Source organism: Rhodococcus sp. APC 3903, assembly GCF_030407755.1.
Taxonomy (GTDB): domain Bacteria; phylum Actinomycetota; class Actinomycetes; order Mycobacteriales; family Mycobacteriaceae; genus Rhodococcus_F; species Rhodococcus_F erythropolis.
Genome location: NZ_JASDCV010000014.1, coordinates 142,026 through 155,873, shown reverse-complemented (window position 1 = coordinate 155,873; position 13,848 = coordinate 142,026). Strand labels below are relative to the sequence as shown.

15 protein-coding genes are annotated in these 13,848 nt (G+C 61.6%); 8 read left to right on the top strand and 7 right to left on the bottom strand.

What is annotated here, in order from left to right; genetic code table 11:
• Window positions 1-48 precede the first annotated feature (48 nt).
• Window positions 49-495 carry a hypothetical protein gene (locus QMA15_RS20755; RefSeq protein WP_290286215.1) on the top strand — a complete coding sequence of 149 codons (447 nt, stop codon included), beginning with the start codon at window positions 49-51 and terminating at the stop codon, window positions 493-495.
• A gap of 6 nt (window positions 496-501) precedes the next feature.
• Here the strand turns inward: QMA15_RS20755 and QMA15_RS20750 are convergent, their stop codons facing one another.
• Window positions 502-1,710 carry a macrolide family glycosyltransferase gene (locus QMA15_RS20750; RefSeq protein WP_290286213.1) on the bottom strand — a complete coding sequence of 403 codons (1,209 nt, stop codon included), beginning with the start codon at window positions 1,708-1,710 and terminating at the stop codon, window positions 502-504.
• Between the two features lie 180 nt (window positions 1,711-1,890).
• Between QMA15_RS20750 and QMA15_RS20745 the strand changes: the two genes are divergently transcribed.
• Window positions 1,891-2,181, top strand: a complete 291-nt coding sequence (locus QMA15_RS20745; RefSeq protein ID WP_003945505.1) for a YiaA/YiaB family inner membrane protein — start codon at window positions 1,891-1,893, stop codon at window positions 2,179-2,181.
• Here QMA15_RS20745 and QMA15_RS20740 read toward each other — a convergent pair.
• Window positions 2,165-3,286 (bottom strand): ATP-binding protein, encoded by a 1,122-nt coding sequence (locus QMA15_RS20740; RefSeq protein WP_141487729.1) that lies wholly within the window; start codon window positions 3,284-3,286, stop codon window positions 2,165-2,167. The genes QMA15_RS20745 and QMA15_RS20740 overlap by 17 nt on opposite strands.
• The gene (locus QMA15_RS20735) at window positions 3,283-3,996 is read right to left on the bottom strand and encodes a response regulator transcription factor (RefSeq protein ID WP_030534660.1); all 714 of its coding nucleotides are present in this window, start codon (window positions 3,994-3,996) and stop codon (window positions 3,283-3,285) included. Before QMA15_RS20735 ends, QMA15_RS20740 begins: the two co-directional genes overlap by 4 nt.
• Window positions 3,997-4,211: 215 nt before the next feature.
• Between QMA15_RS20735 and QMA15_RS20730 the strand changes: the two genes are divergently transcribed.
• Together QMA15_RS20730 and QMA15_RS20725 are read left to right on the top strand one after the other, a co-directional pair.
• On the top strand, window positions 4,212-4,862 hold the full coding sequence (locus tag QMA15_RS20730; RefSeq protein ID WP_019747083.1) for a DUF305 domain-containing protein: 651 nt from the start codon (window positions 4,212-4,214) through the stop codon (window positions 4,860-4,862).
• Between the two features lie 157 nt (window positions 4,863-5,019).
• Complete coding sequence (locus QMA15_RS20725; protein ID WP_290286207.1) at window positions 5,020-7,053, top strand: heavy metal translocating P-type ATPase; 2,034 nt, start codon at window positions 5,020-5,022, stop codon at window positions 7,051-7,053.
• Between the two features lie 18 nt (window positions 7,054-7,071).
• Here the strand turns inward: QMA15_RS20725 and QMA15_RS20720 are convergent, their stop codons facing one another.
• The 3 genes from QMA15_RS20720 to QMA15_RS20710 form a co-directional block, all read right to left on the bottom strand.
• On the bottom strand, window positions 7,072-7,842 hold the full coding sequence (locus tag QMA15_RS20720) for an alpha/beta fold hydrolase (RefSeq protein ID WP_024487536.1): 771 nt from the start codon (window positions 7,840-7,842) through the stop codon (window positions 7,072-7,074).
• A 143-nt stretch (window positions 7,843-7,985) separates the two neighbouring features.
• Complete coding sequence (locus QMA15_RS20715; protein ID WP_020906386.1) at window positions 7,986-8,525, bottom strand: hypothetical protein; 540 nt, start codon at window positions 8,523-8,525, stop codon at window positions 7,986-7,988.
• Window positions 8,526-8,576: 51 nt separating this feature from the next.
• A complete protein-coding gene (locus tag QMA15_RS20710) occupies window positions 8,577-10,178 on the bottom strand; it encodes an ABC-F family ATP-binding cassette domain-containing protein (RefSeq protein WP_020968570.1) in 1,602 nt (533 codons plus the stop codon).
• A gap of 281 nt (window positions 10,179-10,459) precedes the next feature.
• Here QMA15_RS20710 and QMA15_RS20705 point away from each other — a divergent pair, with 281 nt between their 5' ends.
• Window positions 10,460-10,915 (top strand): VOC family protein, encoded by a 456-nt coding sequence (locus tag QMA15_RS20705; RefSeq protein ID WP_019747088.1) that lies wholly within the window; start codon window positions 10,460-10,462, stop codon window positions 10,913-10,915.
• Window positions 10,912-11,547, top strand: a complete 636-nt coding sequence (locus QMA15_RS20700; protein WP_070386319.1) for a flavin reductase family protein — start codon at window positions 10,912-10,914, stop codon at window positions 11,545-11,547. The genes QMA15_RS20705 and QMA15_RS20700 overlap by 4 nt, the downstream gene beginning before the upstream one ends.
• Here the strand turns inward: QMA15_RS20700 and QMA15_RS20695 are convergent.
• The gene (locus tag QMA15_RS20695) at window positions 11,514-12,110 is read right to left on the bottom strand and encodes a MarR family transcriptional regulator (protein WP_097387812.1); all 597 of its coding nucleotides are present in this window, start codon (window positions 12,108-12,110) and stop codon (window positions 11,514-11,516) included. The two genes, QMA15_RS20700 and QMA15_RS20695, sit on opposite strands and share 34 nt — an antisense overlap.
• Before the next feature lie 107 nt (window positions 12,111-12,217).
• Between QMA15_RS20695 and hpaH the strand changes: the two genes are divergently transcribed.
• Window positions 12,218-13,042 carry a 2-oxo-hept-4-ene-1,7-dioate hydratase gene (gene hpaH / locus QMA15_RS20690; RefSeq protein ID WP_279163135.1) on the top strand — a complete coding sequence of 275 codons (825 nt, stop codon included), beginning with the start codon at window positions 12,218-12,220 and terminating at the stop codon, window positions 13,040-13,042.
• Window positions 13,039-13,839 (top strand): HpcH/HpaI aldolase/citrate lyase family protein, encoded by an 801-nt coding sequence (locus QMA15_RS20685; protein ID WP_290286201.1) that lies wholly within the window; start codon window positions 13,039-13,041, stop codon window positions 13,837-13,839. Before hpaH ends, QMA15_RS20685 begins: the two co-directional genes overlap by 4 nt.
• The last annotated feature ends 9 nt before the right edge of the window (window positions 13,840-13,848 follow it).

Here is a 13,848-nt window from a genome sequence, read left to right as displayed (position 1 = left end):
TCGCTGGTGGTTGACCTGAACTTCCGTTGAGGTTTTATCGTCGTGTCCATGAACAAACAAGCGATGCAGCCACCGGCCAATCAGCCGATCGGATTCTGGACAGCGCGCGCCGGTGAAGCGATTCGCGCGCGCACGCGCGGAGCGCTCGAAGCAATCGGCGTGACCCAGCCGGGGTGGTGGGTCCTGCACCAACTTTCGCTGCACCCTGAAGGGGTGGAGCGAGCTGTCCTCCTGCGAACGATCGGTCCGAACGAATCAACCGACGTGATCGACGCGGCCGTCGACTCTGCTCTCGACCTGGGCTGGGCGCGTGACGACGAGTCTGTCCTTCTCCCTACTGATGCGGGCACCCAGCAGTTCGATCGCGCCGCGCGGGTACAGCAGATGCTGCAGGAAGAGCGGATGCAGGGAATCAGCGAAGAAGAATTCGTCACCACCATCACGGTTCTGCAGCGAACCATCAAGAACGTGGGCGGCGACGCCTGGCACTGGTAGCCACCACTACCGCCGCCCGCTGTCTGGCAGGGCGGACTCGATCAACTCGACGGCACGAGATACACCGCCCGCCGCTGCGAGTTCTTTTGCCAACTCTGCACTGCGTCGGCGGAACTCGTCCGAGCTCACCCGAGTCAGCGCCTCACGAAGCTCTACTGCCGTGACGGTGGCGCCGTCGACGCGTACTGCGACACCGGCGTCGACGAGCGAGTCGGCGTTGCCGAACTGATCGACGGCTTGCGGCACCGCGATCATGGGCGTGCCGGTCACGAGCCCCTCGCTGGATCCGCCCATACCCGCGTGGGTCACGAATGCGTCGGCCTGCTGCAGAATCGCGAACTGCGGTACCCAGCGGTGTATTTCGACGTTGGCGGGCAGTGGTCCGAGATCCGAGATCTGCACCTGCTTTCCGATCTGGAGGACGACGTGCCAGCCGTCCGTCTGGCCGAAAGCCTCGACGCAGGTGCGATAGAAATCCGGATGATCGGTGAAGGCTGAACCCAGCGAAATCAACACAAGCTTGCGTTCGGGATCCGGGTTCACCCAGGGTTGGTTGCTCGGTTCGAGTGCGGGGCCGACAAACGTGTAGACGTCGCGGTTCACTCGATCGGCGTTGGGCTGCATCGATTCTGCGATCAGCACGATTGCACGGGGTGGGCGTCCGGTGAACTCACGCGGATCGACCTCGACGCCTTCGGCGCGGAAGAACCGGGCCTCCCGATCGAGCAGGTCGACGCCTCTCGGATCGGAACGAATCTCGTCGTACATCGGTGCGGCGTCGTCTTCGTAGCCGTCCCAGGCAACATACGTCGGCGACAACTGGATGATGGGAATGTTCCACTGCTGAGCCAGTATTCGCGCGGGGATCCCGGCGATGTCGTAGAGAAAGAGGTCGGGACGGTCGTCGTCGTAGATTTGGCGCAGCTGCGGCAGCATCGCCTCGTAGTCGTCCTGGAAAATCGTCAACTGATCGATCAGATCCCCATCCCAACTCTTCTCCGGTTCGGCGCCGTCAGGGGAAGGAACGAGGCTGGGCAGCGTGGAGACGTACGGTGCGAATTCAGCCCCGGTCGCCTCGATGACCTCGCGCATCGACTCGTCGTTGGCGTAGGTGACGCGGTGACCGGCGGCGACGAGACGCGCGATGATCGCCAGGCTTGGATTGACGTGGCCAGGTGCCGGAATGCTCACCATGGCGATATGTCTGCGGGTCATCGATCACTCCTGCCGTCTGACTGTTGTCGAACAACAACTGTTCTGGAACAACTCCGGATACCGGACCGAGACTATCCACCAGGATGGGTAACGGCATCTGATTTTTGCCGGGGAAGTACCGTGCGCACTCGAGTAGGACTACGCATCCGAGTGCCGGGATGGGCGAGCAGACTTCGAAGCATGAGCACACCGACAACACCTTCGAAGACCACCGCAGCCTTCTATCTGCAGGCCGGAATAGCCTTTGCCGTCAGTTTTGTCGGCACCCTCCTCGGAATTGCGTATCTTCCGATCGATGCGTGGCAACGCGGATTTCTCGGAATGTCCTTGCTGTTCTTGGTCACCAGTACGTTCACGTTGGCCAAGGTGATTCGTGATCAGCAGGAGGCGTCTACCGTCAGGGTTCGAGTGGACGAGGCTCGACTCGAGAAGTTGATCGCCGAGCACGATCCGTTCAAGGCAGCTGCCTGAGTCCCATCGGCAAAGTGAGGACGAGGGTGCTGCCGAGCGGCTGCTCGTTGCGGCGGGCCGTCAGGTTGCCGCCATGCGCCAGCGCGAGGCTCCTCGCAATGGTGAGTCCCAAACCAGAGCCGTCGGATCGATCACCGCGATGGAAACGGTCGAAGACGGATTCGAGTTGGTCTGCGGGAATTCCGTCACCGGTATCGGTGACGGACACCGTGAGGTGATCACCTTCCCGTGCGAGTGTCACCTTCACCGAACCTCCGGTTGGAGTGTGCCGCAACGCGTTTTCGAGCAGGTTGGCGAGGATCTGTTCGATTCGTTGGCGATCGACCTCGGCCGTGACCGGTTGCGGAGGCAGGGCGGTTGTCAATTCGACTCCACGATCGGCAAAACGTGGCCCCGCTGCTGCCGTTGCGCTGCAGACGATGTCGTCGAGATTCTCGGTCCGGCGATCGAGTTCGAGAGCGTGTTCGTCGGCAGCGGAGACGTCCGCCAGATCGCACGACAGCCGACGCAGACGTTCGAGTTGATCGCGCATCACCGACCACGACGAAGGATCTGTCGGCACAACTCCGTCCTCGATACCGTCCACGTACGCAGCCAAAGTCGATACCGGAGTGCGCAATTCGTGGGCAAGGTCGGCAAGCAGTCGTTTGCGGACCCGATCCGAATGATCAAGGCGTGCAGCCATGTCGGCGAATGCCGTTTCGAGACGCGTGAAATCGGCATCTACGTCGGACCTGCCGATAGTCACGTCGAAGTTCCCGTCGGCGACGCTTTGCGCCGCCTCTGCCAGCATGGTGATCGGTGCCGTGACGCGTCGGACGATGTAGACCGCGGCGATGCCTGCGCCCACCAGCGCGACCGCGATCCCGCACAACAGAGCAATGGTCATGGTCTGAGCGAATGCTTCTTCGGTGTGGGTACGGACATTCGAGTCTTCGATGCCGGCCATCATGAGGTGGTTGTGAAAGAGCGGGGCAGCGACGGCGATGGCAACGGCGGCGATGACGAGGCAGGCGACGAACAGGACGGCGAGCTGCGCGAGCAGTAGTTTTCCGCGTAGCCCGAGTCTTTTCATGACGACCGCGTTCATGACGACCGTGTTCATGACGACCTCAGGGAGTATCCGACGCCCCTGACGGTTCTGATGAACCGCGGATCGGTCGCGTCGTCGCCGAGTTTGCGGCGTAATGCACGGACATGGACGTCGACGATGTGCTGGTCCCCGAACCAGGGCGACCCCCACACCGAGGCGATGATCTCGGCCCGACTCCAGGCTGCGTCGGGTCGGGATGCGAGCGCGGACAACAGGGTGAACTCGGTGGGGGTCAGATCGACCAGGTTGTCGTCGACACGGACCGTGCGGGCCAGGACGTCGATGTCGAGTCCGGGAGGCGTTGGCAGCACTTTCGGCAGCAAACTCGACGCGCGTGGCCGTCTGAGCAGAGCTTTCACTCGCGCAACCAACTCGCGGGGGCCGAAGGGTTTGACCACGTAGTCATCCGCGCCGGCCGCCAGACCCGTCACCTTGTCCGACTCTTCACCGCGGGCGGAGAGCATCAGGATGTACGCGTCCGAGAAGGTGCGGATTCGTCGGCAGACTTCCATGCCGTCGAAGCCCGGGAGCATCAGATCGAGCACGATCAGCGCGGGCTCGAATTCGCGCACCGAACGTACTGCGCTCGGCCCGTCGTGGGCGAGGCGCACGGTGAATCCTTCGCGTGTCAGATAGTTGGCGACAACCTTCGCGAGGGCAGTCTCGTCGTCGACGACAAGAACACGCCCCGGTTCCTCACCAGGTCGTAGTTCGGCGCTCATCAAACCGAGGTTAGTCGACTGCGTGTCTGCATTGCTGTCGTGTGGTGGTTTCCGCTCGACTGTGAAGATTCGATGAAGGAAGCCTGTTTGGGCCGGTTATCGGGCTTCGAGGCGGATTTTCGCCGGTAACGTGGCAACTGTGCATGTGCAGCATTGTTGTCAAATCAATTGTGGTGCAGTGCATATCGAACAGAATCAATTTTCGGGAGTGAAACATGTCTTTGACGGTCAGGAAGAGCGCCGCACGGTTCGTACCGGTTGTGGCAGCGGCAGCACTGTTGATTGCCGGATGCTCGGACAACTCCGGGGAGAGCGTCAACCATTCTTCCGAAACAACCAGCGTCGCAGCACAGTCGGAGATTCCTGCGGGTGTCAATGCTGCCGACATCGAGTTTCTCGAAGGGATGTACCCGCATCACGCGCAGGCATTGGACATGGCCAGAATGGTCGACGGTCGAACCGACAATGCCGAACTTCTCTCTCTTGCAGCGCAGATAGAGGCAGCGCAAGGCCCGGAAATGGCTCAGATGACGGAATTGCTGACGAAGTGGGGACGCCCCGACCCTTCGTCGAGTTCGATGGAGGGCATGGATGATTCGGCGCACGCGGGACACGGCGTCGGGATGGCCGAGATGCCGGGCATGATGTCGGCCGACGACATGACCGCCCTCACCGACGCCAGTGGCGCGGAGTTCGACAAGTTGTGGCTGACGATGATGATCGAGCACCACAAGGGTGCCATCACCATGTCCCAGACCGAACTCGACAACGGGCTCGATCCATCGGCGGAAAAGATGGCAGAAGCGATCATTGCCGGTCAGCAGGCGGAAATCACTCAGATGGAAGCGATGTTGAAGGAGAAATGAACGGTTGACCTCGGCCGCGTGACCTTGCTCGGTGGCCGAGTCGGGCATACGTTCGAGGCTGATGGTTTGACCGCTGCAGTGCCGGAATCACACGCGAGGGGATGACCGCCACATGGATCACAGTCAGATGGACCATAGCGAGACGGACCATAGCGCGATGGACCATAGCCAGATGGAGCACGGTGCACACGGTGGTCACGCGGATCATGTCGCACAGTTCCGGACGTTGTTCGCAGTCATGTTGGTAATCGCAGTTCCGGTTGTTGCGGCAGATGCGATGTTCGCTGATCTGGTCGGGTACACATTGCCGGAAAACTCTCTGGTGGAATGGATCTCACCGGTGCTCGGCACCGTGATGTACCTCTGGGGAGGCAAGCCGTTCCTCACCGGCGCTGTCGCCGAAATACGTTCTCGGCAACCCGGAATGATGCTTCTGATCGCACTTGCCATCACCGTTGCCTTCTTCGCTTCTTGGGCTGCAAGTCTGCACTGGGTGGATCACACTCTTGATTTCTGGTGGGAGCTCGCGCTTCTGATCGTGATCATGTTGTTGGGTCACTGGATCGAGATGCGTTCGCTCAGTCAGACATCGAGCGCCTTGGATTCGCTTGCCGCATTGCTGCCCGACGAGGCCGAACGGGTGATGGGGGAGTCGGTGGAAACCGTGCCCACCGCAGCTCTGGCCGCCGGCGACCTGGTGATAGTTCGTCCCGGCGCCCGCGTTCCCTCGGACGGAACGGTCGTCGAGGGCAGTGCCGACATGGACGAATCCATGATCACGGGTGAGTCGAAGACCGTCCGGCGGACTGTCGGAGATCAGGTGGTGGCCGGCACCGTAGCCACCGACTCGGCACTTCGGCTTCGAGTCACCGCTGTGGGAGAAGACACCGCGCTCGCCGGTATCCGGCGCCTGGTCGAACAGGCCCAGAACTCGTCGAGCCGTGCTCAGGTGTTGGCGGACAAGGCCGCTGCTCTGCTGTTCTGGTACGCACTGGGCGCGGCAGTGCTGACCGCGATCGCCTGGAGTATCTGGGGCACACCCGAGAGCGCAGTCACCCGGACGATCACCGTTCTGGTGATCGCCTGCCCGCACGCGCTCGGGTTGGCGATTCCGCTGGTCGTCTCCATCGCGACGGAACGGGCAGCTCGGGCTGGGATTCTGATCACCGACCGCATGGCCCTCGAGGCGATGCGCAACGTAGACACCGTTCTCTTCGACAAGACCGGCACTCTCACCAAGGGGGAGCCCGCAGTGGTCGGTGTGCGCGGCGTCGACGGGTACTCCGACGACGAAGTTCTCAGCGCAGCAGCTGCCGTCGAATTCGACAGCGAACATCCACTCGGGCGCGCCGTCGTCGCAGCAGCGCGGGACTTGTCGCTCGAATTCACTTCGGGTTCCGACTTTCAGGCGCACAACGGAATCGGGGTTGCTGCGGACGTCGGCGGCGCACGCGTCGGTGTCGGCGGACCGGGGATGTTGAGATCGGTCGGGGCCACAGCGATCCCGGGGACCGAAAGGTGGCTCAGTGACGGGTCGACGGTCCTGCATGTAGTGCGTGACGAGAAGGTAATCGGCGCATTGGCATTGGCCGACGAGATTCGCCCGGAATCAGCATTGGCCGTCGACGCCCTCCACGCTCGCGGTGTTCGAGTGGCCATGGTCACCGGAGACGCGGAGGCCGTGGCTCATTCGGTCGCCCGCAGACTCGGAATTGACGAGGTCTTCGCCGAGGTGCTTCCGCAGGACAAGGGAGCGCAGGTATCTCGGCTTCAGGCTGCGGGCCACCGCGTGGCGATGGTCGGTGACGGGGTCAACGATGCGCCGGCACTCGCCCAGGCGGATGTGGGTATCGCGATCGGTGCCGGAACCGACGTGGCGATCGCATCGGCGGGAGTTGTTCTGGCCAGCGATGATCCGCGTTCGGTGAGCTCGGTCATCGAGCTGTCCCGCGCCACCTACCGCAAGATGGTTCAGAACCTCTGGTGGGCAGCGGGATACAACGCGATCTCGGTTCCCCTCGCTGCGGGAGTACTGGCGCCCGTCGGGTTTGTGCTGCCGATGGAGGTCGGAGCAATCCTGATGTCGGTATCCACTGTGGTCGTTGCCGCGAATGCCCAGTTGCTGCGACGCTTGGACTTGCGGCAACCACCGGTGACCGCGTTCGAGTCGAGAGTGCTCACACCGCAGTAGTGAGCGGAGGAAGGGGGACTACTGTCGGCTCAGGAACGGAACGAGCGCACGCAGCACAGCTTCGGAGTCCGCGACTGCGCTCGCATGATCAGCCCCCTCGATCACAGTCAAGGCACTGTCCGGGATCAGCGACGCGAGATGCTCGGTATCCGGCAGGCGCTCGCGATCTCTCGATCCGACGAACAACAACGCCGGTGTGGTGATCCGTTGAAGCACGGCGTCGTCGATGCCCTGCTCCTTCTCGGCCCGGCGCATGTAGGCCGCGAGTGCGAGGGCATCGTTGATTCGAAAGGCAGTCGCAGTCTGTGGATCCACCGGTTTGCCGCGCCTCGCGCCCCAACCGCTCAGAAACCCCTCGATACCGCCGCTTTCGAGTGCGTCGATGCAGCCTGGGAAGAACAATGCGTCGAACGCCCCCGTCATCGGCCGGCTACTACCGCCCCCGACGGTCAGCGATCGCACCCGTTCGGAGTGCTCGACAGTCAGCGACATCACCGAGCGCCCGCCGAACGAGTATCCGAGGACGTGAGCCGGTTCGAACGGAGACTCCGTGTCGAGGATCTCCAGGAGGTCGCCGACCACCAGATCCATTGCATACGAATCGGAGTCGTGTGGTTTGTCACTGCGTCCGTGACCCCGCATGTCGACGAGGATCAGACGATACTGTTCCTGGAGCGCCTTGACGTACCCGAAGCCACGCCAGATGGAGCGCGACAACGCTGTGCCGTGCACCATCAACAGGGGTGGGCCATCGCCCACGATCTGATAGGCGATCCGCGCACCGTCCACCGGATTTCTCACGTCGTGCAACACCCGTCCAGTATGGGTGCCAGCTACTGCGCACACGAACTCGAGTAGTCGTCCGGAGCCATTCCGACGGATGCCGTGAACTTTCACGACCAGTCGAGCAATCAACTCGGCCTCCCTCAGAGCTACCGGTCACTGCCCGGCCGGGTAGTACCCACCGTTCCAAGCAGTGCATCGGTGAAGGGGTCTGCCGTGCTGACGCCTGCGGCTATGCCCCGAAGCAGAGCCTCGAAATCAGTGGCAACTACGGTGACCTCCTCGAACTCAGGCTCTCCCCCACGGACAACCTGACCGTCCGGTGCGAGCGCCAGGTACTCGTACCCATTGCGTACCGACAGCAGAACCGGGAGGTGAGTGGACCAGAAGGCGTTGATCGCCGCGCGCTCAGCCGGCCCGGAAGCGACCGCCAGGCTCTCGTGCCGGAACGCATTCCAAGGAAACGCCTCATCACTGACGCCGACTCCACCGGCATAGTTCTCCGCCGAGAGAAACCACACCTGGTCGTCGGAACTGGCAAGTACGGAGAACGAACTCGCCCACACGATGAGTTGATCACAAACGCCGACCAGCGGTTGCGGAACTGGGGCAGAGGCCGATCGAGTAGGTTCTTCGCGAACCCAACCTGCGATCGACAGCGCGGCGGTTGCGTCGAGGTGAAGGCACATCGCCCCACAGTAAGGCCAGACCGTCTCGCACCGATAGCGTCAACCGTCGGCCTACTCGGGATCGATGTCCTGAATACCATTCTCGTCCATGCTGATCCATCGCGTTATGCCGATGTCGCGCAGGAACGGCAGATCGTGACTCACCACCACCATGGCACCGCGGAAATCGGAAAGTGCCTGCGTGAGGTGAGCGAGACTCGGTAGGTCCAGGTTGTTTGTCGGCTCGTCGAGAAGAAGCAGCTGGGGCGCGGGTTCGGCCAGAAGGATCGTCGCTAACGCCGCGCGCAATCGTTCACCGCCGGAGAGCGCAGAAGCCAACACGTCGGAATCCGTTCCCCGGAAAAGGAACCGTGCCAACTGCCCACGAATTTCCTCGGCTGTCGCGTGTGGCGCGGCCAAAGCGACGTTGTCCGCCACCGAGAGATTCTCGTCGAACACGTCGAGACGTTGGGGGAGCGCACGAGAGGCTACGAACGGAGTCGACGCAGCGAGTGCATCGAGCAATGTTGTCTTGCCGATTCCGTTGCGTCCCAGTAGCGCAATCCGCTCCGGCCCGGTGATCTGGAGCGATACCCCTTGGCCGCTCCGCAACGTAACCTCGGCGAGCCGCGCAACCTGCTGCCCCGGATGAACCTCTGTAGCAGGAAGGTCCAGGCGAATCTCGCGATCGTCTCGAAGGAGTTCCTCTGCCTCCGACAGGGCGGACTTGGCCTCGTCCACCTTCCCGATATGGTTGAGGGCCAGCTTTCCGGCCGAAACTTGGGCTTGGCGTTTTCGTTCCTGCGCGATAATCAGTGGCACCCGCTTGTTCTCGAACATCTTCTGCCCATAGCGCTTACGTCGGTCCAGTTTTGTTCGAGCGTCGATCAGCTCGCGGCTCTGCTTCGCCAGATCGGCCTTGGCGTCGCGAACAGTGGCGAGTGCGTTTTCCTGCTCAGCGGTCACGACCTCCTGGTAGTGCGAGTAGTTGCCGCCGAACACGCGTAGATCCCCCCGACGTAGTTCGACCGTGTACTCCGCGGTGTCGAGCAGTTCCCGGTCGTGGCTGACGATCAGTACGGTTCCCGGAAACTGTTGGACTGCAGCATGAACTCGTGATCGAGCGTCGCGGTCCAGGTTGTTGGTCGGCTCGTCGAGGAGTAGCACCTGCGGATTCTTCAGCAGTGTTGCGGTCAGGCCGAGTAGGACGGTCTCCCCGCCGGAGAGGGTGCCGACGGTTCGGCTCAATGCTGCGGTATCCGGAACTACCTTCTCGAGGCCGAGTCGATGCAAGGTGGAGAGAGCGCTCTCCTCGATATCCCAGTTGTTGTCGACGAGTGCAAAATCGGACTCGGATCCGTCGCCGGTTTCGATGCGGTGCAATGCGTTTCGTAGTTCGTGGATACCGAGGATGCCGTCCACCCGAACACTCGGATCGAGTGTGATGTCTTGGCGGAGGTAGCCGACCTCGCCGGAAGCGGTCACGGATCCGGATTCCGGTGAGAGCTCTCCCGCGATCAATCGCAGCAGAGTCGACTTTCCCGATCCGTTAAGTCCCACGAGACCGACACGGCCACTGGGGAATACAAAATTGGTGCGGGAAAAGACTGATTCGCCGTCCGGCCAGATGAAGGTGAGATCCGAGAGCGACAGAGAAGGATGGGATTGGGTCATGAGTACTCCAGAGGGTGCTTGGACTGTGCGCCCGGCTCAGCAATTGCTGATGGGTGCGAGTGCCTTCGCGTGATGAACCTCTAGAGGAGCAACGGCCCGTTTCCTGTTCTGTCGGGAATGATTCGTGTTCCAGGCTAACGCGGTCGACCTGGCGGTGCAATGGGTTATTCGAGTCCGGCTCCTTGTGATCTTGACAATGGGCAAACGCATCGGCATTGTTACGCCTGCCAGATGGTATGGCTGCCATACTAAATATTCGAGCAAGTATCAGGGAGGAAATCATGGCCGTAGAGGTACTCGAGTTGCATCACATCGGGTTGGGAATGGGGAATGACATCGCCGACCGAACCCGCGACTACTACCGGGACGTTCTCAATTTGACCCAGGATGCGGGACGCTGGCACATTCCCGGTATTCATGGCTACTTCCTCGATATTCCGAGTGACGTGCAGATTCATCTTCTCGGTAGCGACGGACCTTCGCCCTACAGCAAGGGGCCGGGCAAGGATCCGGTGGAAAACCACATAGCGCTCGCGGTCGCTGACATCGGGGCCGCCGAACGTGAACTGGACAAGCTCGGTGTTGAATACTTTGCTCTGGACAACGTCGCCTCGCCCGACCTCAAGCAGTTGTTCGTGCGTGACCCGGCCGGCAACCTCGTCGAACTCCACCAGGTCGGATTGTGCAGATGCCGTAAGAGCCTGCGCGCCCAGCCTGCGGCCGGTGCGAACGAATGATTTTCGACGTGGGGGAGATGGCACCGAAGTCTCGCTACAACCTCCTCGCCTCCCTCATCGTTCCGAGACCGATAGCCTGGATCACGACGGTGGACGTCAGGGGCTTGGTGAACGCCGCCCCGTTCTCGTTCTTCAATCTGATGTCGGGAACGCCACCGCTCGTGTGCATCGGGATCGGCGCTCGTGAGGGAATTCCGAAGGATACTGCTCGAAATATCGGCGACACAGGTGAGTTCGTGATCAATCTTGTAGATCTCGAGTCTGTCGAGAGTATGAATATCACCGCCGGAGACTATCCAGCCGCAGTCGACGAAACGGCTGTCGCGGGTCTGGAACTGGTTGCTTCACAGAGCATTGCGCCCCCTCGGTTGGCAAGAGCACCAGTTTCGTTGGAATGCGTGGAACAACAGACGTTGTCGATCGGCTACGGGCGATCGATCGTGGTCGGCGAGATCACGACCGCACATGTCGACGACGAGCATGTGTTGGATCCGAGCCGAGGCCACATCGACGGTGCTTCGCTCGATCTCGTGGGGCGAATGCACGGTGGCGGTTGGTACACAACCACTTCCGACCCGTTCAGACTCGCTCGGGTCGATCAGCCTTCAGTCGTGTCCGGATCTTTGAAATGAGTCCACCACTTGCCGAGGATTCGGCCGAGGTCTTTTCGGTCTCGATCGGACAGAGGAGCGAGGAGGTCACGGCAAGCCTCTTCGAAGGCAGGAACCGTCTCCGCGACAGTGCCTTTCCCGATTTCCGTGATCTGGATGGGAGTGGACCGGCGGTCGGTCCCGGTCCGAGTGCGCTCGACAAATTCGCGCTTCTCGAGCCAGTCGAGGACGCCGGTTGCACTGGCACGGGAGATCCCGAAGTAATCCGAGATGCCGCTCGGTGTCTGCCGCATGTATGGCTCGTCTGTGTCGCTGATCGCCTGAGCGGCAAAGATGAGCAGAACGTCGAGCTTTCGTTCGGAAATCTCGAACGGTTCGAGGCTTCGGTTCACCGAACCGATGATGTCGTCGGCCAGCCACAGCGCGAGCAGCCCCAGTCGAGCAGCGGCAGGGTCGTCGGCAGATCCGTACTGGTCGAACATTGCCAGGACGGGTTCCATAGCTTCATCAGCGGTCCGTTTGCTGCGCTCGGCATTTGTTCCTGTCGCGCCGCGCCGATCGGCATTTGTTCCCGTCGCTTCCACGAATCGAGCTTACAAGTCTGCAGGCCGACCGCGGCAATGCGGCGGAAGCGTCTCGCGCGCGGATCGCTGCACTCACCTCCCCCAGAAATCTCGACAGCAGGAGCGTCATGCTGACTGAACGTCAAATACGGACCGCCGCCGAAGAACTCGACCAAGCAGAGCTGTCCGGTGTGCAGGTCGGACAGCTCTCACTCGGATATCCGAAGATGGACCTCGACGACGCCTATGCAATTCAGACCGCATGGGTCGCGAGAAAGCTTGCCAGGGGCAGGACGATCATCGGCCACAAGATCGGGTTGACTTCGAAGGTGATGCAGCGGGCGTCGAACATCACCGAACCGGACCACGGGGTACTGCTCGACGACATGCTCTTTGCCGACGGTTCCGAGATACCGCATGGGCGCTTCATTGTTCCGCGGGTGGAGGTGGAGCTGGCGTTTGTCCTCGATCGGGACCTCAGTGGCCCCGGCGTCACACTGTACGACGTACTCGACGCGACGCGGTATGTCGTTCCGGCGGTGGAGATCATCGACGCGCGGATCGTGCAGGTCGACCCGGGATCAGGTCGAACACGAACAGTGTTCGACACCATCTCGGACAATGCAGCGAACGCCGGAATCATTCTCGGTGGGCGTCCGGTGGTACCGAGCGAGACCGATCTGCGCTGGGTGTCAGCGCTCTGTTATCGAAACGCAGTTGTCGAGGAAAGCGGAGTAGCTGCCGCGGTCCTGAATCATCCGGCAATCGGTGTTGCGTGGCTCGCGAACAAACTCGGACGTCTCGGTGTCGGACTGAAAGCCGGCCACGTGATTCTTGCCGGCTCGTTCACCCGTCCGATCCAGGCGCAGCCGGGGGACACCTTTCACATCGACTACGGCTCGCTCGGCACCGTCTCGTGTCGGTTCGCCGAGACCGGACAAGGGGAACAATGACAACCAAGCCGTTCAAGGTCGCGCTTCGGTCCGATACTGCTCCCGCCCTCGGTTTGTGGCTCGGGCTCGGTGAAGCGGTCACTGCCGAGATATGCGCCGGGGCCGGATTCGACTGGGTGTTGATCGACTCCGAGCACGGTCCGAACGACCTCCGGTCGGTGGCGGATCAGTTGCGAGCTGTTGCAGCTGATGCGGTCGAACCGATCGTGCGCCCGCCGAGCACCGACGCCGTTGATATCAAGAGACTTCTGGACATCGGCGTGAGAACGCTACTGCTGCCGATGGTCGAATCCGGTTCAGCGGCGAGGGATGCCGTTGCCGCAACACGATATCCGCCGTTCGGGAACCGCGGCGTCGGTAGCGCCCTCGCTCGCGCCTCACGATGGAACAGAGATGTCGACTACCTCGAAAATTCCGCGGACGGAATAACTCTCGTCGCGCAGATCGAAACCCCCGGCGCTGTGGCGAACATCGGCGATATTGCGGGCACAGCCGGTATCGACGCTGTCTTTGTGGGCTTGTCGGACCTCGCTGCGACGTCGGGTCATCTCGGACAGCCGCTGCATCCGCAGGTGCAGGAGGCATTTCGATTCGTGGTGGACGAGTGCACACGAATCGGAGTTCCGGTGGGAACTTTGGCGGGGTCGGACGCCGTGGCCGACTTCGCGATCGGTCTCGGTTGTCGATTCGTGGCAATCGGGACCGACGTCGCGGTGCTGGTTCGAGGCTGTGAGACCTTGTTGGAAAGGTATCGTGCTCCGAAAGCTACTCGTGGAGTTGAAGTCTCGGTCTACTGAAAATCACAC